The sequence below is a fragment of the Paenibacillus sp. FSL H3-0310 genome, assembly GCF_038002785.1.
GTDB classification, from domain to species: Bacteria; Bacillota; Bacilli; order Paenibacillales; family Paenibacillaceae; genus Paenibacillus_AQ; species Paenibacillus_AQ odorifer.
The window spans coordinates 744,759-766,265 of record NZ_JBBODC010000001.1 but is presented as its reverse complement, the minus strand read 5'-3'; the positions used below and the strand labels follow the sequence as shown (position 1 = coordinate 766,265).

The following is a 21,507-nucleotide window of genomic DNA, read 5'->3' as shown; positions in this document are numbered from 1 at the left end:
CAGTCGTCACCAGCCTTTTTCAGTATCGGGTTGCTGCAAAAGTGTACCGCGCACGTCAGAAATCAAATACAGCGTACCAGATACGACGGCAAGGTCATCCTCCGCTGTAATCGACTTCAGTTGTTGCAGCGCTTTTCCCCAATTATGTTCTACTATGATTACCAAGTTTTCCTTGGCATATTTATCCCGCAGACTTTCTGCGATAACCTGCAGATGCTCCGCGTCCATTTTGTTCTGGAAATCCGGTTCGGTCAGGATGAGCGTATCCACTATAGGCAGTATATGCTTAAAGTAGGATTCATGATGCTTATTTGCCATCATTCCCATAAGTAAATTTAATTTACCGTATTTATAGAGCTGTGGCAGGCTTTTGGCAAGGCTCTCCGCGCCTTCCGGATTATGTGCTCCATCCAGTACGATCCTCGGAGATTTACTTACCTCTTCCAGCCTTCCAGCCCAAAATGCATGACGCAATCCTTCCAGAACATCTTCATCCTCTAGCATGAACGCCATATACTGGCGCAAAACTTCAAGAACCATCATAGCTCCCGCCGCATTGCTAATCTGGTGTTCGCCTTTCATCACAATCCCAAGTTCAAGCGAACGGAAGGGACCCTTAAAGTTAAAGGTCTGCACATCCCCATGGATTCCAGTAGCTTCATAGCTAAAATCTTCTCCGGCAAGATAAAGAGTAGAGCGGCAAGCCTCCGCTTTCTCCTTGAGTACAGCCACGACTTCCGGTTGATTTACGCAGCTAACAACAGGTACACCGGGTTTGATAATCCCGGCTTTCTCCATTGCAACCTTCTCAAGCGTATCTCCCAGAATATCCATATGGTCATGGCCGACATTTGTAATCACCGACACGATCGGAGTAACGATGTTCGTTACATCCAGCCTTCCCCCAAGCCCAGTCTCCCATACGACAACATCCGGACAAGAAACACCCGCAAAAAATAGAATGGCCACAGCTGTAGTTACCTCAAACATCGTTGGTGAGCCAAATTCCGTTTCTGCAATCTCATCTACCAAAGGACGAAGGGTATTCACTAGCTCAAGAAGAGTTTCTTCAGGAATGTCCGTATTATTATATTGGAACCTGTTCGTGAACTTCGTAATATACGGAGACGTGAAGGTGCCGACGGAATAGCCGCTTTGCAACAGTGCGCTTGTCAAAAAAGCACAGGTGGAGCCTTTGCCGTTGGTACCCGCCACATGAATAAATTTCAGCCGACGGTGCGGGTTTCCCAGCTTGTCCATCAACATCTCAATTCTGTCTAAACCTGGCCGGATTCCAAAAGGAATCAGGCCCTTGATCCAGTTAACCGCTTCGGTATATGTCGCAAGAGGGGCGGTGCTCCCGCCCCGATTTAGGTCATCCATGTCTCTTATCCTCTCAGCTCTGCTATGCGGGCAAGTACTTTCTCACGTTTGGCAGAATAATCTGCCTGCTTCGCCTGCTCCTCTTCGATAACTTTTGCGGGAGCTTTGGCCACGAAGCCCTGATTGCTCAACTTTTTCTCTACGCGTTCTACTTCGCTGTTCAGTGTCTGCACTTCTTTTTCCAGACGAGCGATTTCTTGTTCAATATCAATCAGCCCCGACAAAGGCAGAAGCAGTTCCGCTCCCGTTACTACAGCGGACATTACCTTGTCTGGCGTTTCCGGATTCAGGCCAGCTTCGAAAGAAGAGGTATTGCAGAAACGTCCGATGTAGTTGTCGTTACGAGTAATGATGCTCAGCGTTTCCTCATTGCTCGCTTTAATAATCAAATCAACCTTTTTGCTCATCGGTACATTTACTTCAGCACGGATATTACGAACTGCCCGGATTACATCCATCAGCAGGTTCATTTCCGCTACCGCTTGCGGGTTCTCCAGAGCAGCATCATACTCAGGCCAAGCAGCCAAAGTAATTGTCTCTCCTTCATGCGGCAGATGCTGCCAGATTTCCTCCGAAATAAACGGCATAAACGGATGAATCAAGCGCATCGTGCGGTCGAGTACATAAGCAAGTACGGACTGTGTCTTCGCTTTGGCTGCGGCATCCGTTCCGTAAAGCGACAGCTTCGCGAACTCAATATACCAGTCACACAAATCGTCCCAAATGAAGTTGTACAGCTGGCGGCCGGTCTCGCCGAACTCGTACGAGTCAATTAGACGCGTAATTTCACGAGAAGTTTCGTTCAGGCGGTGTAAAATCCAACGGTCAGCCGTAGTTAGCTCACCAGTAATGTCAATATTCTCGAAGCTAACTCCTTCAAGATTCATGAGGGCGAAGCGTGACGCATTCCAGATCTTATTAGCGAAATTACGCGCCTGCTCTACCTTTTCCCAGCGGAAGCGTAAATCCTGACCCGCTGTGCTGCCGGTAGAAATCATATAACGCATAGCATCTGCGCCATACTTCTCGATAACCTCAAGCGGATCTACACCGTTGCCGAGTGATTTGGACATTTTTTGTCCTTCAGCATCCCGTACCAAACCATGCATCAATACGTCCGAGAATGGTTTCTCTCCGGTGAACTCCAGTGCCGAGAAGATCATCCGCGCTACCCAGAAATAAATAATATCGTAGCCTGTTACAAGCACATCGTTCGGATAGTAACGTTTGAAATCTGCACTGTCTTCATTCGGCCAGCCTAGGGTTGCAAACGGCCAGAGGTTGGAGCTAAACCAAGTATCCAGCACATCCTCGTCCTGTTTCAGGTCGGTTAAGCCGCTGATCCGGCGCGCTTCTTCCTCGTCATTCGCCACAACCAGCTCACCGGTAGATTCAGAATACCAAGCCGGAATACGATGTCCCCACCAAAGCTGACGGGAAATACACCAGTCGCGTACGTTTTCAATCCAGTTCAGGTAGGTTCTCTCGAACCGTTCAGGTACAAAGTTAACCCCATTACCATCCTTCTGTGCATTGATGGCAGCTTCGGCGAGCGGCTGCATCTTCACGAACCATTGTGTGGACAGGTAAGGCTCAACAACCGCTCCTGAACGTTCACTGTGTCCAACTTGATGCACATGATCTTCAATAGAGATCAGAACGCCTTGCTCCTTCAGATCCGCCGTGATGGCCTTACGGCATTCACTCCGGTCTTGACCTTGGTAAGGTCCTGCTTCTTCGTTCATCGTACCGCTCTCATCCATTACGTTGATCTGCGGCAAATTGTGCCGTTGACCTACCTCGAAGTCATTTGGATCATGAGCTGGCGTGATCTTAACCGCACCGCTACCAAACTCTTTATCTACATACTCGTCAGCGATAATTGGAATCTCCCGGCCGATAATCGGCAGGATCAGCGTTTTACCAATCAGATCTTTATAACGATCATCCTCAGGATGAACAGCAACTGCCGTATCACCCAACATCGTCTCCGGACGTGTGGTCGCTACAGTGATATGTCCGCTGCCATCTTTAAGGGGGTAACGCAGGTGGTACAGATGACCGTTTACTTCCTTATATTCAACCTCGATATCCGACAACGCCGTACGAGCCGCCGGGTCCCAGTTGATGATACGTTTACCGCGGTAGATCAAGCCTTTATTATAAAGCTTAACAAATACCTCGCGAACTCCCTTCGACAAACCCTCATCGAGGGTAAAACGCTCGCGGGAGTAGTCAAGGGAAAGTCCCATTTTTGCCCACTGCTCATGAATGGTGTTCGCGTATTTGTCTTTCCAATCCCACACCTGCTCCAGGAACTTCTCACGTCCGAGGTCATGTCTAGAAATCCCCTGCTCGCGTAGCTTCTGCTCTACCTTCGTTTGTGTTGCAATACCTGCGTGGTCCGTACCTGGCAACCAAAGCGTATCGAAGCCCTGCATCCGTTTAGTACGAATCAGGATATCCTGTAATGTGAAATCGAGCGCATGCCCGATGTGCAGCATTCCTGTTACGTTTGGCGGCGGGATCACAATACTATAGGCTTTAGCATCCGGACGCTGGCCTGCACGGAAATATCCGCCCTCTGTCCAGTAGGAATACCATTTCTGTTCTGCTGCCTTCGGATCATACGTTGTTGGCATCTCGTTTTTAGATTCATTCGTAGCGGCAGCATCTGCCGCTGTTAGATGGTTTTGGTCAGCCATTCTCTGATACCTCCACTAGTTTACTTGTAGTTGCTTATAGTTGTTAATAAAGTTGCTGTATAGAGCGCACAGGTCTCTGAAAAAAACAAAAAGACCCCTCGTCTCAAAGGACGAAAGGTCATTCTTTCGCGGTACCACCTTTGTTTCGCGCCAATGAAAAATAAAACTACACTTCTTACCCTACGGATTCAGAAGCTTAGCGCGACACTCGTACAGATAACGGCTGCTACCGGCCACAACCTAACTTATCCTTCACAAATATGAAGATAAGCTCAGAAGGGCGACTCCGGGGCGACTTCGGGGGCTGTTTCCTACGGAATATCACAGCACTTGCAATTCCGCTCTCTGAAGGGCTGACCGCCTACTCTTCCCGTTCCCAGTCTTTACTTAGATATTGCTTACTCCATAATACATTTTGAGCCCCCCCTAGTCAACCTGGATACGCCTTTGCAGCGGGACTTTAGGCTGAATTTCGACTTATTTCTTCTGAAGCATCCCTTCCAACAATGAAACAGCAAAAATCCCGATCCTATTACCTGATCGGGATTCACCTATTCATGTGTGTACGCATCACGATTCGATTACGGGATGTACAACACTTGGCCTTCCTCTACACTCTGCCCGGATAAGCGATTATACATTACCAGCTCCCGCGCACTTAGCTGATACTTCTCTGCTATGGTATCCAGTGTTTCTTCACGCTGCACAATACACAGCCGAACTTTGCGGAACATGTTAGCTCCATCCGCGCTGGCAATGAATCTGCTCTTCCATTCCGTATTATTGCCAACCTCTGGAACGTCCACTGCTGCAGATGTATTTCCTTCCGACTGCAGAGCTTCCTGCTCTTTACGGACACGACTGGAGCTTAGTAAAGAGGAGAAGGTGAGATGTTCTTTTTCCGGAATTTCTGCTTCTTTTTTACTGCCCAAGGCGATCTTAAGATCTTGTTTCTCCTCATGAGAAGCCACACTCTCTTGTGAAACAAAAACTTCGTTCGCATTCTCATTAATCGGCGCAGTATTCTCTTCTTGCTTAGGAAGCGCATTATTAGCCTCATTTTCAGAAGCGAACACAGGGATATCCTGAATTGCATCTGCACTAACGGCTAGAACAGCGGTCTCTCTAGGAGTAAAATATTCCTCTGCCGACTGTTGGTTCTCTTCACTCACATAGCTTGCTTGATTCAGCTGAGACACCTCAACCTCTTTGTTCTGGGCCTCGGCTTTAAACCAGTAATCGGATAAACCCGCTTTAGCATCCTCAACTTGGGACTCCAGACTATGTGTCCGTGCTTTAGCTCCCTTGTCCTTCTCCTGACCGGATGAGAAATTGACTACAGGGGACGTATGAGCGGCTCCACTTGAGACTAATGATTCTTCTGCTTCCTGTTCATTCGCTTCGGCATGCTCATGTTCTTCTACAGCAACCTGTGAGGCATCCTCACCGAAGGTCCACTGAGAATTTTCATAAAGTGCATCATTTTCCTGTTCTTGTAGCTCCGCAGTAGCTTCTACCCTGTCATCATTCACAGGAGAATAGGCGACTGTATACTCCTCTTGCTGCCAGGCTGGTTGAGGTTGAGGGTCCGCACCACCGATCCCCCGCAGCGATAATACGCCTGTTATATTCACAGTGCGCATCGTGAGCAGATCGATATCAAAATTCTCAATCTCTACCCCAATATCTTCAATCGAGCTGACGCGTGTAAGCGGAACAGTGATTTCCACGGGAATGGCATGCTCCAGACGTTGTGTTCGGTCATCTTCACTCCGGTAAAGCCCGGTAAGCAACAGCTGACCATATAACTCGGCCCGATCCTCCCGCTGAATCACCTGAATTTCCGGAAGTAGTTCAACCTCCTCCAGCTCAGCTATTCCCGGAAGCTCTTCCGAAAGGTGAATGCGTTCGTAAATATCAAACCGCAAGCCGTGGGACTGATCAAACACGGGATATGTCCTCCTTCTTGGCATAATCTAACCCTGAGACAGGCCCAGAGCATAAGCCCAAAATGTTACTCCCCACATGTATATGCTTCAAACAGAGAGGCATGACAACTTTGGTAGTACTAACCGGACAGGATGCTAATAAATTTCATGAATTTAAGAGCTCACCAAACCTTCAGCCTGCTGATAGATGCACTACTTCGTAAGAACAAAGTATTATATGCTGCTTTTATGAATAAGACATGGATAGATGTTTTTTTTCTGAAAAAATAGAAAAAGAACAGCAGAACCAGCTTTTGCTGATTCTACTGTTCCTTAGCCACTTACGTATCTGTCAGGGTGCTTCAGACAGCAGCTCTCGCAGCTGCAGCATATCCTCCGGCCACGGATCGCTGACTTCCAGCTGTTCTCCGCTCCAAGGATGGCGGAAGGACAATGCCTCGCCATGCAGGGCATGGCGGCCGGCAGCGCTGGAAGCCCAAACCGGACCGCCATATAGTTCATCCCCATACAAGGGATGACCCATATGGCTGAGATGAACGCGAATCTGATGCGTCCGTCCAGTCTCCAGCTGCACATGCACTAGGCTTCCGCCATGCAGTGCCTCGCGCTCGATGATTCGCGTCACGGCAGATTGTCCGCCGGGCGAGACCCGTCTGCGCGCAGCGTGATGCCGGTCGCGCCCAATCGGAGCATCGATCACCTTAAGCGCAGGCGGCACGATGCCTTCAACGATCGCGGCGTAGTGCCGCGAGATGCTTTTTTCACGCATATTCTCGTCCAGGACTAACTGTGCGAACTCATTTTTCGCATACATCACCGGACCCGTTGTATCTTTGTCCAAGCGGTGAATATGGCGCACAGCCACATTTTCGCCGGAAGTGATATAATGCGCAGCTACGAGGTGATCCAGAGTTACACCTGTTCCACTGCCATCTGGATGTACCGCCAGCCCAGCTGGTTTATGAGCTACCAGGCAAAAATCATCCTCATACAGCACCTCAAGCTCTTCCCATATCGGTTCAAGCCCCGCTTCACGATCGGGAAAAAGCGCCAGCCGAAGCCGGTCGCCTTTCCACTGAATGCCTCCCTCGCGGCGTAACCGCAGATGAAGTTTCTCGGGCATGCCTACAGTTTCTAACAGCCACTTGTCAATCGTTGCCTGCGTATCCTCGGCTCCAGTAATGATTTTGCCGGGTGTTACCTCCAGCCACTCTCCACGCCGGGTCCAAGCGCCACCACCGGTTCTTTCTCCGGCTCCGATGCTCAAAGGGCCTTCAGGGCATTATAATGCCCCTCAATGGTATCATCAATATCTTGCTCACTATGTGCAGCCGATATGAACATCCCCTCAAACTGTGAAGGTGGCACACTGATGCCTTGGTTTACCATATGACCAAAATAACGACGGAAAAGATCCGTGTCACTGGACTTAGCCGTTTCAAAATTGATTACAGGTCCTTCAGTGAAGAATGGACAAACCATCGATCCCACCCGGTTGATAGTGAGCGGAATGCCAGTCTCAATTGAATTCTTTTTCAAACCCGCTTCCAGACGTGCACCCAATTGTTCCAGACGATCATATACTTCCGGGGTCAACAGCTTGAGCGTAGTATATCCGGCTGCCATCGCCAATGGATTACCACTAAGTGTGCCCGCCTGATAAATCGGTCCAGTAGGAGCGATTTGCTCCATGATCTCTCTTTTGCCGCCATAAGCACCCACTGGAAGTCCGCCGCCGATAACTTTGCCAAAACAAGTAATATCCGGAGTAATCCCGAACAAGCCTTGAGCACAGCCACGATTAACACGGAAGCCTGTCATAACCTCATCAAAAATAAGCAGCGAACCATTGTCAGAAGTTAATTTACGAAGCCCTTCCAGGAAGCCTGGAAGCGGTGGAACCACGCCCATGTTGCCGGCAATCGGCTCTACGATCACTGCGGCAATCTCATTGCCAAAACGTTCGAAAGCAATCTGAGTGGACTCCAAATCATTGTAAGGAACCGTAATGGTATTCATTGCAACACCTTCTGGGACACCCGGGCTATCCGGCAAGCCCAATGTAGCTACACCAGAGCCAGCCTTAATAAGCAGACTATCCGCGTGACCGTGGTAGGAGCCTTCAAACTTCAAGATTTTGCTGCGCCCAGTGTAACCACGTGCCAAACGAATCGCGCTCATCGTAGCTTCCGTTCCAGAGTTAACCATGCGTACAATATCTACAGATGCCACTCGTTCAACAACAGTTTTTGCCATTTCCGTTTCGAGTAGCGTTGGAGCGCCAAAGCTTGTCCCTTTTACGGCTGTCTCCTGCAATGCCTTCACAACCTCAGGATGCGCATGACCCATAATCAGCGGACCCCATGAGAGCACATAGTCGATAAAGCTGTTGCCGTCGATATCAAAAATACGCGAACCTATCCCATGATCCACATAAATCGGAGTCAGACCTACGGATTTAAACGCCCGTACAGGGCTGTTCACCCCGCCGGGAATATATTGTTTTGCTTCATCAAAAGCCTTCCGGGACGCTTCCTCTTTACGCGCCATTGGCACATTACTCATGTATCTTCACTCCTATTCTCTTCTTGGTCACACAAGCTTGTACAAACATATATTAGCTGCCGCGATGTCGGTGTGATGAAGATTAGCCGCGCAGCCAGCGGGCTGCATCTTTTGCAAAATAAGTAATAATAATGTCCGCACCAGCACGTTTCATGCCCGTCAGCATTTCCAGCACAACGGCTTGCTCGTCGATCCAGCCTTGCAATGCCGCTGCTTTTACCATGGAATATTCTCCACTCACATTGTAAGCCACCAAAGGAAGATCAAACTGATCACGAATCGTACGAATCACATCTAGGTAAGCCAGAGCTGGCTTCACCATTAACATATCCGCGCCTTCCAGCACATCGGATTCTGCTTCACGGAGTGCTTCGCGCAGATTGGCAGGGTCCATTTGATATGTTTTGCGATTCCCGAACTGTGGTGCTGAATCCGCTGCTTCGCGGAAAGGGCCATAAAATGCCGAAGCATATTTGACCGAATACGACATAATCGGCACATGCTCAAAGCCGTTCTCATCAAGTCCCGCACGAATTGCGTGAACAAATCCATCCATCATGTTGGAAGGGGCGATAATATCTGCTCCAGCTTTTGCTTGGGATACCGCCGTACGAGTCAAAAGCTCCAGCGAGGCATCGTTGATAACATCGCCATGGACCACACCGTTCACCGTATGCGTATGCACCATTCCACAATGTCCGTGATCCGTAAATTCACAAAGGCAGGTATCTGCAACGACCAACAGCTCTGGGTACCACTGCTTGATCAAGCGAGTAGCCTCTTGCACAATTCCATCCTCTGCAAAACCGGAAGAACCGATAGCATCCTTCGTCTCAGGAATCCCGAACAACAATACAGCCGGGATGCCTAGTGCAGCAATCTCGTCCACTTCTGCTTTTAGCGTATCCAGCGAAAAATGATACACGCCCGGCATCGAGCTAATCTCATTCTTCACACCTGTTCCATAAGTCACAAAAATAGGCTGTACCATATCCAGCACATTCAGTATCGTCTCCCGAACCATGCCACGAATTCCAGCAGAACCGCGCAAACGGCGGTGACGTGTAATTGGAAAGCTCATTTGTTCATCCTCCTGAAAAATAAAATATAAAACCAAATTATGTGTCTGGCAGCAAACTACAACTAGCCGCAGCCAAGTCTTAATTAGCTACAACCAAACCGCCGACCACTGGCTAACTACGTATAGTTGTAGTTTGTGCAACTATCTCGATGTTTTGTCCTAATTGTAAGCTTTAGTTGCATTCTCTACAGTTATTTATTACAAAAGAGCGAAGATTCCTCATTTAGCGGATATTTAATTGCACATACTACAACTAAACTCGACTTTAGCTGATATATAGAAAATTTAATTGTATGAAGTACAACTAAACCTAAACCTCAAGCAGATCTGCTCACATTAACCTACTGCATATTCTCTACATACCAGTTAGTTTACAACCAAATATTATCCTCCGAACTCCATAAGTAACTACGTTCGGAGTTCAATTTATATGTTACTTGAAGGTAGCGATGTGGCACTTTTGAGCGTAGATATAACGGCGCGTAAACTAACAAATGTTAGTTAGTAAAAGTAACCGCGAACTCATTAATAACTACCCACTCACGTGTAACCACGAACTATTTAGTAACTATGAACAAACTCTAAACTCACATGTAACCCCAACTATTTAGTAACTACGAACACACATGTAACCACGAACTATTTAGTAACTACGAACACACATGTAACCACGAACTATTTAGTAACTACGAACAAAACTCTAGCCTATAATCTAACTAAATATAAGCTGAGCGCTATATTTCTAAGCAGGCACTGCCTTTCTCCGTTGAACAGCTACTACTCTCCCCGCAGAGTAATCAGCTTCTACCTTCCCACCAGAAAGTAAGCTGCGTAAGCTAAGCACACCTGTAAACTATTGCTTCGTTCTATCCTCGATCCGAGCGCTACTGCAGCTGAGTCTCCGCATTCCAGCGGCAGAGCTCCTGCACCAAACCATCTATGGTTGCCTCTTCAGACAAGAGACCCGGTGTCAGTCCCGCGTCTACCGCAGTCTGCTCCGTTAACGGGCCGATGCAGGCGATTTTCACATTTGCAAGCAGCGGGAGCGGATCTTCAAGCCCCATCCGTTTCAGGATGTGTATGAAATTACGCACGGTTGACGAGCTGGTGAAGGTTACCGCGTGAACGCGACCTTCCTCTAGCAGCTTCAGCAGCTCGACGTCATCCTCACCCGTGACAACCGTCTCATAGGTATCCACGTCTGTCACCTGAAGGCCAAGCTCTCTCAGCTTGTCCGGCAGCCAGTCCCGCGCCAGATCGCCGCGCGGCAATAGCACGTTCTGCCCCGGCATCAGCTGGGGACCGAACGTCTCAATCAGACCTTCCGCCTGAAACTTCGCCGGAAGTTCCTCAGCGATCACCCCGCGCTGCGCCAGCGCGGCGGCTGTGCCTGGCCCCACCGCTGCAATACGCGCGCGGTGTAGCCCACGAATGTCCGCCCCCAGCTCCGCCAAATGGCGCCAAAAAAACTCCACGCCGTTCGGGCTAGTGAAGAATACCCAGTCGTACGATTCCAGCGCGCCAAACGCCGCTGCAATCTTCTCCTTCTTCTCTGCCCCTTCCGGCATGATCGTCTCGATCACCGGGAACTCGTAGGGTTCCCCGCCGAGTTCTTCAATTCTATCCACCAGCTCGCTTGCTTGGCTGCGAGCCCGTGTCACCACGATGCGTTTGCCGAATAACGGCATCGCCTCGACCCACTTCAGCTGCTCACGCTGCAGCACCACGTCGCCGACGACGATGACTGCCGGCGGCTGAAAATCCGCCGCCTTCACCTTCGCCTCAATATCGGCGAGGGTTCCCGTCAGCGTCTCCTGATCCGCTCGTGTGCCCCAGCGCACAAGTGCCACTGGTGTTTCTGGCAGCCGCCCGTGCTTGATCAGCTGAGCGCTGATGTAACCTATTTTAGCTACGCCCATTAGAAACACTAACGTTCCCGTGGCGTTCGTTACTTTATCCCAATGAATGGAATGATCCAGTTTATCCGGACTTTCATGCCCGGTGATAATCGACAGGGAAGAGGCATGATCGCGGTGCGTAACAGGTATACCCGCATAGGCAGGTACACTGATCGCTGACGTGATGCCCGGTACGATTTCGTAATAGATCCCATTTTTGCGCAGCAGCTCCGCTTCTTCACCCACCCGGCCAAAAATCGTAGGGTCCCCACCCTTAAGCCGCACCACTGTTTTCCCCTGTAAAGCCAAATCAACTAACAATTGATTAATCTCTTCCTGCTTCATCGTGTGGCGATCCGGCAGCTTACCTACATAAATCTTCTCCCCGCCGGGTTTCATGCATTTCAGCAATCTAGGACTTGCCAAGCGATCATACACCAACACGTCGCTTTTTTGGATACACTCGAGGCCTTTCACAGTAATCAGCTTTGCGTCCCCGGGACCTGCACCTACCAAATAAACCTTCCCCGTCAATCCACTCATCCCCTAACGTCTGACAGTATCTTCTCCGCTCCTCTTGCAATCAGCTTTTTAGCGACTTCTTCGCCGAGCTGTACCGGGTCAATCCCCGTGCAAGTTTCTTTCAAAATCGTTGAACCGTCCGGTGTTCCCACCATCCCCGTTAACGAGATTACTTTGTGCTCAGCGGTAGCAGCTTTGGCGGCTGTGTCAAGCACCGCATGAGCACCAATCGGCACTTGGCAGCCGCCATTCAGCACGCCAAGGAACGTGCGCTCCGCCGCTACCGTCAATGCCGTATCGGCATCGTTGTATAATGCCAGCAGCTTCCGCAGGTCAGCGTCATCTGCGCGGCATTCGATGCCGAGTGCGCCCTGCCCTACAGCGGGCAGGCAAACCTCCGGCGGCAGGTAGGCGCTCACGCGATCCTGCCAGCCCATGCGCGACAGCCCCGCCGCTGCCAGCAGGATTGCGTCGTATTCGCCGCTCTCCAGCTTGCGCAGCCGCGAGTCAATGTTGCCGCGCACGGGCTCAATGACCAGATCAGGCCGCAGCGCAGCGAGCTGGCTGGATCGGCGTAGGCTGCTTGTGCCTACGCGTGCACCCTGAGGCAGCTCGTCTAGCGAGACGCCTCCGTTAGAGATCAAAACATCACGCGGATCGACTCGCTTCGGCACAGCACCATTGATCAGTCCATCCGGTAGCTCAGATGGCATATCTTTCATGCTGTGCACCGCCATGTCAATTTCTTTTTCCAGCATCGCTTGCTCGATTTCTTTCACGAACAACCCTTTGCCGCCTACCTTGGATAAAGTAACGTCAAGAATGCGGTCACCTTTGGTGACGATCTTTTTCACTTCAAAAGTAAATCCAAAACCATGCTCCTCGCTAAGTCGCTCCAGATCAGCAATCACATGTCCCGTTTGCGTCAACGCAAGCGCGCTCTGTCTACTCCCCACTATAACCTTACGCATTTGTCCATTCCTCCTGGTAACGTTCGCCTCTTACTCTTCACCGCAGAACCTTGCACTAGAAATCCAAACCCAAACTAACCAATTAACTACTCTCACTCTAAAAAAGGCATTATTGCCTTTGAATTCGCTACTTCGGATAATTCCCGCCGAATTTGAGGCATTTGTGCCTTTCTTTTAGTTCCTTCGGCGATTGTTGCTCGTTTAGAGGGCATTTTTGCCTCTCTTTTTGCTAATTTGGCTGTTGTTGCTCAATTTAAAGGCATTTTTGCCTTTCTTTTAGCTCCTTCGACGACTGTTGCTTATTTTAAGGGCATTGTTACCGTACATTCCGCCATCCAAGCTACTCCATCCCAATTCAACGGGATTTATACCGTACATTCCGCCATCCAAGCTACTTAAGCTCAATTCAACAGTATTTATACCGTACATTCCACCATCTCAGCTACTTAAGCTCCATTCAACGGGATTTATACCGTACATTCCACCCTCTAAGCTACTTCAACCCAATTCAACGGGATTTATACCGTACATTCCGCCATCCAAGCTACTTAAGCTCGATTCAACAGTATTTTTACCGTACATTCCGCCATCTAAGCTACTACGAGCCAAATCAGCCATATATCATGTTACTCAAAACCGCTCATCCACTTCATATCTTAATCTAACCCAATTTTCTAATCTTTACAGTGTCCACGCGCACTTTTACTCCACCCGTTGCTCAGCAATCCAAGCGTCCATATCCTCCGGACTCCACGCTATGAAGGTACCCTTACTCATCTCGTTCAACACATCCAGCGCGCCTAGCTTCCGCAAAAGCCTTCCACGAACTTCAGCAGAAGGTTCTTTTTCCTTAATCCGGGTACGCATGGCATGCACAAAATCCAAATATGGTTCATACGTCGCATCCAGCGCTTTTTCAAGCACATTTTTGATCTTCGTTGCCGCAAGCGGGCCAGCACCCGAAGTAGATACAGCTACCGTCAAACGTCCCCTCCGAACCACTCCGGGCGTGATAAAGTTTCCCGCTTCCGCATGGCTGGCCACATTCACATGAATTCCAAGCCGTCTAGACTCCCGCGCAACCTCTTCATTAACCGCCCTATCGTTAGTGGCTGCATATACGAGAAAGGCCCCACGGAGATCTCCGGGAGCATAAGTACGGTCCATCCAGATCAGGAGACCTTTTTCAGCTAGAGAATCAAGCGGATCTGTCAAAGAAGGACTAATCACCTTAACCGCCGCTCCAGCTTCCAACAGCCCGCTCACCTTACGTTCAGCCACGACACCACCGCCAATAACCACACAGTGCTGCCCTTCACAATCCAGCATTATGGGTAAATAACGCGTCATGCCCTTCACTCCCCGCTCCAACCGTGAAAATCAGACCAAGAATTCAACAGAAAGTTCAAGATAATAAAAGCATATCCTAAAATCGCCCAGCGAGCCATACTTACTCCACTTTTCCGCCCGGACTTCTTAAAGATAATATAAAATATGTAAATCCCAAGACCGATAAGAGTCGTTAATACTTTTAAATCCTTCAATAAAAGCGTCCGTCCCTCAGATACTATAGATAAACCCGCCACCACCAGCGATATTCCCAGCAAAGGAGTGCCCACCAAAATAGCGGTGTAAGAGTATTTATCTGTAGTCTCCAGGTTCGGCAAACGACGGATCCGGTCGCTCCATTTCTTGCTTTTGAGTCTGGTGTGCAGGAACAAGTACAATATTGCAAAAACCGTTCCTAACGTCAGTGCTGCAAAACTCATATTTGCCAAAATCACATGCATCGTCAGCCAGCCATACACCGCACTCCAAGTCTCAAGCGTATGCCCACCCGCCGTCAGCCAGACCCGATTAAGCAGAAAAACACTAAAACCAGCCATACTGAGCAGCAAAATCGTAAACTCGCCTCCACGTGTAAAAGCCACCGCAAGCGAAGTCAGCACAATACTAAACGCAAACCAAAACAAGAAATCATAAGGAGTAAAAATAGGCAGGCCTTTCTCCTGAGAGAAACGAATTCCAAGTCCTGCAACTTGCAAAAGACCCACAACAACAAGAAGCCCCGTGCCTAACCGCTTCCCACCCGGACTCCTTTTAAGGCAATCCGAGAAAACAAACAGCAGGCTCAGGGCATAGACCAGCAGAGCGGCATCATATATTCCGTTCAGCAGTTGCATATTATTCACCCACCCAGCAAGCCTGCCGGAGCAAGCGCCGTTTTAGGCACAGAGAAATCAGCGCTGCCAGCCGTACGTTCTCCAGAACTAGACTGCTTCACCGGGGCAATGTCTCCATCATCTGAATCGGATTTGAGCTGTTCCTGCAACGCAAAGATTTTGGAAAAATAATCAAGAGCTTCATTCCCTTGCTTACCGCCGGACAGCTCTTTAATTACATTGATCGGATCATGCATCATCTGGTTCACGATACTTTTAGTCAGGCGACGGATTACTTTCCGCTGATGCTCGTCCAGCTCGGGCAGCTTGTTGAACAGACTCTCCATCGTTTCTTCATGAATCGTATTCGATTTATCCTGGAGCGCCCGGATCACCGGTCTTACACCAAGCGTCTTGAGCCACAGCTGAAACTCATCCATTTCCTCGCTAATCATCACTTCAATCTTCGCAGCTTCACTTCGGCGCATTTCCAGATTGTTCTCCACAATGCCCTCCAGATCGTCAATATCATACAAAAAAACATCCGGCACATTTGCCGCCGCAGGATCAATATCACGTGGTACAGCAATATCAATCATAAAAAGCGGCCGCGAAGGGCGGCGTTTCATAGCATGCGCTACCTTATCAGCCGTAAGCACATACCCGTCTGCTCCTGTCGAGCTGATCACGATATCTACTTCATTTAGAGTTGTTAACGCATCTTCAATCGTGCTCGGCTTACCCGAGAACTTCTCCGCCAATTCAATCGCACGCGACAGCGTACGGTTAGCGACAATCACTTCTGCCGCACCACTACTGTATAGATGCTTCACGGTAAGCTCGCTCATTTTGCCGGCGCCGAGAATCAGCACTTTTTTCCCAGTGAACATGCCAAAAATCCGCTTGCCCAGCTCCACAGCCGCATAACTGACCGATACTGCGCTCTCGCCGATTGACGTTTCACTATGTGCTCTTTTGCCGAGCGTCACCGCTTGCTTGAACAACCGATTGAACCAAGTTCCAGTTACACCCTCAGCCTGAGCGGTGAGAAAAGAACTCCGCACCTGTCCCAGGATCTGCGTCTCCCCAATCACCATGGAATCCAGGCCGCAAGTCACGCGGAACAAATGCGCAATCGCCTGTTCGTCTTCATAAATATACATATGCTGAGCAAATTGCTCGCTTTTCACACCAAACCATTGCTCCATAAAGCCGCGGATGAAATAACCAGCCATATGAAGGCGGTCCATCACCACATAAATTTCCGTACGGTTGCAGGTAGCTACTAAGACCCCTTCTAGCACACCCTTCGTCTTCATCAGTTGATGGAGCGCTGCCGGAAGATCACTTTCCGCAAAAGCAAACTGTTCCCGAACCTCCACGGGAGCCGTACGATAATTCAGGCCAACGACGACGATGTGCATCGATAGTTCACCATCCTAGTCTCTATAAGTTGCTGAAATCCAATTATATAAATTAATATCTTACATACCGTTCACTTTCACAACATCTCAAAACACTGTGTTAAGTATATCACACGAAAATAAGACTTTTTACAGATTTTTTGAACGCTTTATGAAATCCAGATAATAATTATTATAAATAAAAAACCGTAGGTTCGCTACGGTTAGGATGAGTTATTTTTAGCTAATTTATAAGGTTGTGATAGCAAAAAGGAAACATTAGGGCCTACTAGTTCTTAAAATCGTCAAAAATTCCGTTCTCCAAAAAAATAAGTCACTGCTCAGTGACTTAAAACTTCTCAGCCAAAAGAGATAGACCTCGGAAGTTATATAGTAGACTCTACTCTTTTTAGAAGTCGCCGATGCTTAGACCAAACTTTAACCCAAACACGATTTTCATCATCCAGATAAAAACGAATATTCACTAATTTTAAAGGCGTCCATATCTCCTTAAAATAGTAATTAGGCATTTGGCGTCTCTCCCACGAGAATAATATTGATATAGTTATAAGTATAAAACTATTAAACAATATTGTTTGTCGTAATGCGCCTTAAGCCAAGATAAGAAAAAAACTGTTTTTGTCGGATTATAGTGAACATTCTACAGCAGATTAGCGAAACCAGTTCTTAATCTGATCAAGAGTACTTTTTGCCTCCGGACCATTGTAACCAAAGGTGTTGCCGATCATTTTCACATACTCGTTGAACGTTGTTTCTCTACTTTTTCGGTCACTCCACCAGCGTTTAGCGTTATATCCTGATGCAGAACCCACATATGTCAGCTCAATCTCCGATTTTTTGTACACACGACCAAAAATAAATTTCACCCTCCGCATGTGAAAATCAGAGGAAACAACAATCGCAGATTTAAAACCGTATTCCTTCATTATAGGAAGAGTGTACTCGGCATTCTGATAAGTGCTATCCGCCGCGTTCTCGGTATAAATAACGTCATGGGGTATGCCTAAAGCTAGGGCGGTTTGGACCATGTCACCCGATTTACTCGTTGACTCTTTAGCATTGGAAAGAATTATATAAGGAGCATAGCCTGCTTTATATAACTCAGCAGCCTTTTCCACACGACCTTGGCCTCCGCTTAGGACGATGATGACATCGGCTTGCTTGGGAGGTTCAGATAGAACTAAGAAACGGCCTGCACTGAATAAACCAGTAATTAACAATAGCAAGCATACGAAAAGGACAAATCTTTTATTCATTAAATTACCTTTTCTTTTCTTAACCGTTAAGTCGTGCATAAATCACTTATGCGATTCGTTACTAAGGATTTGTTTCCACCATTCAGCATTATCAATATACCATTGGATCGTCTGCGCAATTCCGGTCTCAAAAGTATAAGTTGGCTTCCAACCTAAATTCTCAAGTTTCGTTGGATCAATGGCGTAGCGTTTATCATGTCCTAATCTATCTGTTACAAATTCAATCAAATCTTCAGATTTTCCCAAGGTACTGATAATCGTCTTAACTACTTCAAGATTAGTTCTCTCATTATGACCACCCACATTATAAACTTCACCGCTTACTCCTTCGTGCACGACAAGGTCAATGGCCGCACAGTGATCCCAGACATGGAGCCAGTCGCGAATATTTTTCCCGTCTCCGTATACAGGAACCTTCTCTTCATTTAATACTCTTGAGATGGTCAGTGGAATCAGTTTTTCAGGAAAATGATACGGTCCGTAATTATTCGAGCAGCGTGTTATGTTCATTGGTAAACCAAAGGTCTCATAATACGCACGGACTAGTAAATCAGACGCCGTTTTACTAGCACTATAAGGACTGTTAGGCTGCAAAGGTGTTTCTTCGGTAAAAAATACAGTAGGATCAAAATCGAGTTCGCCATACACTTCATCCGTAGAGACATGGAGGAATTTAGTAATGCCGAATTTTTTAGCTGCATCCAGTAGTACCTGTGTCCCCATAACATTCGTACGAACGAATATCGCAGGATCAGTAATTGAGCGATCCACATGACTCTCCGCAGCAAAATGAACAACATAATCGAATTTCTCCAACTCAAAAAGAGACAATATTGCCTCTCGGTCAGCAATGTCAGCTTGAACAAACCGATAGTTGGATTTGGACTCAATATCCTTATGTTTCGTTAGATCACCCGCATAAGTTAGCAAATCCAAATTCACAATATCATAATGCGGATATTTATCTACCATATACTGTACGAAGTTGCCTCCAATAAATCCGGCACCACCCGTAACCAGCATCTTTTGCTTACTCAATGAACGCACTCCCGATCTATTAGCTTTATTAGTTATTGTAAAAAAAATTCAAATTAGCATCTTTTAATAAAGGCGCCTTCTCATCCTTGGCAGATAATACAGGTGTAATATGAAGAGGCCATTCGATGCCAATAGAAGGATCATTCCACAGAATACCCCCATCACATTCCGGGGCATAAAGCTCATCGCACTTATACTGAACCTCTACGTCTTCTGTTAGCGTCATGAATCCATGTGCGAATCCTTTTGGGATCAGCAGTTGCTTTTTGTTCTCAGCATTCAGTTCAATGCCGAACCATTTACTATAGGTAGGACTACCTTTTCTGATATCTACGGCTACATCAAAAATAGCACCACGTGTACAACGAACCAATTTCGTCTGTGCCTTGGGATGTAATTGATAGTGCAAACCACGTAATGTTCCTTTAGTCGCAGAGTAGGATTGGTTATCTTGTACAAACTCCATATCTATTCCATGCTCTTTAAACTTAGCTCCGCTATACGTCTCCATAAACCAACCGCGGTGGTCCCCAAAAACAGCCGGTTCAACGACTAATACGCCTTGCAATAAGGTTTCTGTAATTTTCATCACTGCCACACTTTCAGTTATTAGTATTGTATTTTACCTGTAGCTACTTTCATCAAATACTGACCATACCCCGTCTTACTTAACTTCTCTCCACAATTCCACAAATGTTCTTTAGTAATCCATCCATTAATATATGCAATTTCCTCAGGAGCGGCGATCTTGATTCCTTGATGATCTTCAATAGTCCGTACAAAGTTAGTTGCGTCGACAAGACTTTGATGAGTTCCTGTATCTAACCAGGTGAATCCCCGACCTAGAAGTTCCACATCAAGCTCACCAAGATTTAAGTAAGCTTCATTAATGGAGGTAATCTCCAATTCTCCACGTGAAGAGACCTCAACGTTCTTAGCAATCTCAATAACTCTGTTATCATAAAAATATAGACCAGTAATTGCGTAGTTAGATTTTGGCTGTGTTGGTTTTTCTTCTACACTCAATACTTTACCTTCTTCATTAAACTCTACCACACCGAAGCGCTCTGGATCTTGCACGTGATATCCGAACACCGTTGCTCCTTGTTTTTTTGAAGAAGCACGTTGCAACATCTTCCGCATTCCATTTCCATAGTAGATATTATCTCCAAGGATCATGGCAACTGAATCATCACCTATAAAAGATTCACCCAAAATAAAAGCCTGTGCTAAACCATCAGGACTTGGTTGAACTTTGTATTGTAATGAGATGCCAAATTGAGAACCGTCACCTAATAAGCTTTCAAATCTAGGCGTGTCCTCTGGAGTTGAAATAATAAGAATTTCTTTAATGCCCGCTAGCATTAATGTGGATAGTGGATAATAGATCATTGGTTTGTCGTAAATAGGTAAAAGCTGCTTACTTGTGACCATTGTTAATGGGTATAGGCGCGTACCGCTGCCACCTGCTAGGATAATGCCTTTCATAATGTCGTCACTCCTCTTCGTATTATTTCTCTTTATAATAATCTACATACCAATTAGCGAATCTCTGTAAACCTTCTTCAATGGAAGTTTTTGGCTTAAACCCTACAGCTTGTTGTAATAAATCTGTAGATGCGTATGTTGCGGGTACATCCCCTGGTTTAATAGGTTCAAATACTTTATTAAATATCACTTCTCTGCCAGTAGCCTTGCTTAAACACTTTTCTAATGTTTCAATAAATACCATTAACTTTTCTGGGCTGTTGTTTCCTATATTAAACACCTTATGAGGAACCGCTTCTGTCGGTGCTTTACTTAGAAGTCTCTCAATACCCTCAACAATGTCGTCTACGTAAGTAAAGTCCCGATAAAGATCGTTTTTAAAATCACCATTATTAAATATTTTAATAGACTCACCAGCAAAATATTTCTGAGTAAATCCGAAATATGCCATATCTGGACGACCCATTGGACCGTAAACAGTAAAGAAGCGTAGACCAGTAGTCGGTATCTTATACAGATGACTATAAGTATGCGCCATTAGCTCATTCGACTTTTTCGTAGCTGCATAAAGCGATTCCGGATGATCCACAACATCTGATTCTTCAAAAGGAACCTTTTTATTAGACCCATAAACTGAGCTAGATGAAGCATATACAAGATGGTCAACTGGATAATTTCTACAAGCTTCAAGAATGTTAAAGAAACCTACAATATTGCTTTGAATATACACATCTGGGTTCTCTATAGAGTAACGCACTCCAGCCTGAGCTGCAAGATTCACTACAATATTCGGTTTATATTCTTCAAAGATCTTTGTAATCTTGTCCTTATCTGATATATCAACTTTTATGAATTCAAAACGGCTAAATAACTTTAGTTGCTCTAAGCGAACGTGTTTGAGGTTGACATCATAATAGTCATTTATATTATCAACACCGATCACTCGGCTCCCTTGCTCCAATAACCTTTTAGATAAATAAAACCCTATAAAGCCAGCTGCTCCAGTAATTAGATATGTTTTCGTGTGATCTACAGGTATATCGTTCAAATAGCTCGCCCCTTCAA

17 protein-coding genes are annotated in these 21,507 nt (G+C 46.9%); 1 reads left to right on the top strand and 16 read right to left on the bottom strand.

The window, feature by feature from the left end; all coding sequences use genetic code 11:
* Positions 1–6 precede the first annotated feature (6 nt).
* From MHH63_RS03460 to hemC, 8 genes are all read right to left on the bottom strand, one after another.
* On the bottom strand, positions 7–1,383 hold the full coding sequence (locus MHH63_RS03460; RefSeq protein ID WP_341171207.1) for a bifunctional folylpolyglutamate synthase/dihydrofolate synthase: 1,377 nt from the start codon (positions 1,381–1,383) through the stop codon (positions 7–9).
* A 5-nt stretch (positions 1,384–1,388) separates the two neighbouring features.
* Positions 1,389–4,088: a valine--tRNA ligase gene (locus MHH63_RS03455; protein WP_076129400.1), complete on the bottom strand. Its 2,700-nt coding sequence runs from the start codon at positions 4,086–4,088 to the stop codon at positions 1,389–1,391.
* 581 nt (positions 4,089–4,669) lie between these two features.
* Positions 4,670–6,037 carry a LysM peptidoglycan-binding domain-containing protein gene (locus tag MHH63_RS03450; RefSeq protein WP_341171206.1) on the bottom strand — a complete coding sequence of 456 codons (1,368 nt, stop codon included), beginning with the start codon at positions 6,035–6,037 and terminating at the stop codon, positions 4,670–4,672.
* Positions 6,038–6,368: 331 nt separating this feature from the next.
* Complete coding sequence (locus MHH63_RS03445; protein ID WP_256717565.1) at positions 6,369–7,304, bottom strand: RluA family pseudouridine synthase; 936 nt, start codon at positions 7,302–7,304, stop codon at positions 6,369–6,371.
* Positions 7,301–8,602, bottom strand: coding sequence for a glutamate-1-semialdehyde 2,1-aminomutase (gene hemL, locus MHH63_RS03440; protein ID WP_370511266.1), 1,302 nt, complete (start codon positions 8,600–8,602; stop codon positions 7,301–7,303). The genes MHH63_RS03445 and hemL overlap by 4 nt, the downstream gene beginning before the upstream one ends.
* Before the next feature lie 82 nt (positions 8,603–8,684).
* Positions 8,685–9,683, bottom strand: coding sequence for a porphobilinogen synthase (gene hemB / locus MHH63_RS03435; RefSeq protein WP_076129402.1), 999 nt, complete (start codon positions 9,681–9,683; stop codon positions 8,685–8,687).
* A gap of 884 nt (positions 9,684–10,567) precedes the next feature.
* The gene (gene cobA / locus MHH63_RS03430; protein ID WP_341171990.1) at positions 10,568–12,115 is read right to left on the bottom strand and encodes a uroporphyrinogen-III C-methyltransferase; all 1,548 of its coding nucleotides are present in this window, start codon (positions 12,113–12,115) and stop codon (positions 10,568–10,570) included.
* Between the two features lie 5 nt (positions 12,116–12,120).
* A complete protein-coding gene (gene hemC, locus MHH63_RS03425; RefSeq protein WP_076129403.1) occupies positions 12,121–13,074 on the bottom strand; it encodes a hydroxymethylbilane synthase in 954 nt (317 codons plus the stop codon).
* Between the two features lie 234 nt (positions 13,075–13,308).
* Here hemC and MHH63_RS03420 point away from each other — a divergent pair, with 234 nt between their 5' ends.
* Entirely contained in the window at positions 13,309–13,473 is a 165-nt protein-coding gene (locus MHH63_RS03420; RefSeq protein ID WP_341171205.1) for a hypothetical protein, read from the top strand.
* Positions 13,474–13,776: 303 nt separating this feature from the next.
* On the opposite strand, the gene MHH63_RS03415 is transcribed toward MHH63_RS03420, so the two are convergent.
* From MHH63_RS03415 to MHH63_RS03380, 8 genes are all read right to left on the bottom strand, one after another.
* A complete protein-coding gene (locus MHH63_RS03415; RefSeq protein ID WP_340394532.1) occupies positions 13,777–14,424 on the bottom strand; it encodes a precorrin-2 dehydrogenase/sirohydrochlorin ferrochelatase family protein in 648 nt (215 codons plus the stop codon).
* 5 nt (positions 14,425–14,429) lie between these two features.
* Positions 14,430–15,257 (bottom strand): cytochrome c biogenesis protein CcsA, encoded by an 828-nt coding sequence (ccsA, locus tag MHH63_RS03410; RefSeq protein WP_036685126.1) that lies wholly within the window; start codon positions 15,255–15,257, stop codon positions 14,430–14,432.
* A gap of 5 nt (positions 15,258–15,262) precedes the next feature.
* Positions 15,263–16,660, bottom strand: coding sequence for a glutamyl-tRNA reductase (gene hemA / locus MHH63_RS03405; protein ID WP_076129406.1), 1,398 nt, complete (start codon positions 16,658–16,660; stop codon positions 15,263–15,265).
* A 650-nt stretch (positions 16,661–17,310) separates the two neighbouring features.
* Positions 17,311–17,955: a YdcF family protein gene (locus tag MHH63_RS03400; RefSeq protein WP_341171204.1), complete on the bottom strand. Its 645-nt coding sequence runs from the start codon at positions 17,953–17,955 to the stop codon at positions 17,311–17,313.
* 3 nt (positions 17,956–17,958) lie between these two features.
* Positions 17,959–18,954, bottom strand: coding sequence for a dTDP-glucose 4,6-dehydratase (gene rfbB / locus MHH63_RS03395; protein ID WP_340394534.1), 996 nt, complete (start codon positions 18,952–18,954; stop codon positions 17,959–17,961).
* A gap of 28 nt (positions 18,955–18,982) precedes the next feature.
* Positions 18,983–19,543 (bottom strand): dTDP-4-dehydrorhamnose 3,5-epimerase, encoded by a 561-nt coding sequence (rfbC, locus tag MHH63_RS03390; protein WP_076129409.1) that lies wholly within the window; start codon positions 19,541–19,543, stop codon positions 18,983–18,985.
* Positions 19,544–19,563: 20 nt separating this feature from the next.
* Positions 19,564–20,442, bottom strand: coding sequence for a glucose-1-phosphate thymidylyltransferase RfbA (gene rfbA, locus MHH63_RS03385; protein WP_076129410.1), 879 nt, complete (start codon positions 20,440–20,442; stop codon positions 19,564–19,566).
* A gap of 22 nt (positions 20,443–20,464) precedes the next feature.
* Positions 20,465–21,490, bottom strand: a complete 1,026-nt coding sequence (locus MHH63_RS03380; RefSeq protein ID WP_076224612.1) for an SDR family NAD(P)-dependent oxidoreductase — start codon at positions 21,488–21,490, stop codon at positions 20,465–20,467.
* Positions 21,491–21,507: the final 17 nt, after the last annotated feature.

Excerpts from the sequence above, each read along its gene's own strand:
- hemL (WP_370511266.1), bottom strand. The coding sequence starts at position 8,602 with ATGAGTAATGTGCCAATGGCGCGTAAAGAGGAAGCGTCCCGGAAGGCT.
- ccsA (WP_036685126.1), bottom strand. The coding sequence starts at position 15,257 with ATGCAACTGCTGAACGGAATATATGATGCCGCTCTGCTGGTCTATGCC.
- MHH63_RS03460 (WP_341171207.1), bottom strand. The coding sequence starts at position 1,383 with ATGGATGACCTAAATCGGGGCGGGAGCACCGCCCCTCTTGCGACATAT.
- hemB (WP_076129402.1), bottom strand. The coding sequence starts at position 9,683 with ATGAGCTTTCCAATTACACGTCACCGCCGTTTGCGCGGTTCTGCTGGA.
- MHH63_RS03400 (WP_341171204.1), bottom strand. The coding sequence starts at position 17,955 with ATGCACGACTTAACGGTTAAGAAAAGAAAAGGTAATTTAATGAATAAA.
- MHH63_RS03455 (WP_076129400.1), bottom strand. The coding sequence starts at position 4,088 with ATGGCTGACCAAAACCATCTAACAGCGGCAGATGCTGCCGCTACGAAT.
- rfbA (WP_076129410.1), bottom strand. The coding sequence starts at position 20,442 with ATGAAAGGCATTATCCTAGCAGGTGGCAGCGGTACGCGCCTATACCCA.
- MHH63_RS03415 (WP_340394532.1), bottom strand. The coding sequence starts at position 14,424 with ATGACGCGTTATTTACCCATAATGCTGGATTGTGAAGGGCAGCACTGT.
- rfbC (WP_076129409.1), bottom strand. The coding sequence starts at position 19,543 with ATGAAAATTACAGAAACCTTATTGCAAGGCGTATTAGTCGTTGAACCG.
- hemA (WP_076129406.1), bottom strand. The coding sequence starts at position 16,660 with ATGCACATCGTCGTCGTTGGCCTGAATTATCGTACGGCTCCCGTGGAG.
- hemC (WP_076129403.1), bottom strand. The coding sequence starts at position 13,074 with ATGCGTAAGGTTATAGTGGGGAGTAGACAGAGCGCGCTTGCGTTGACG.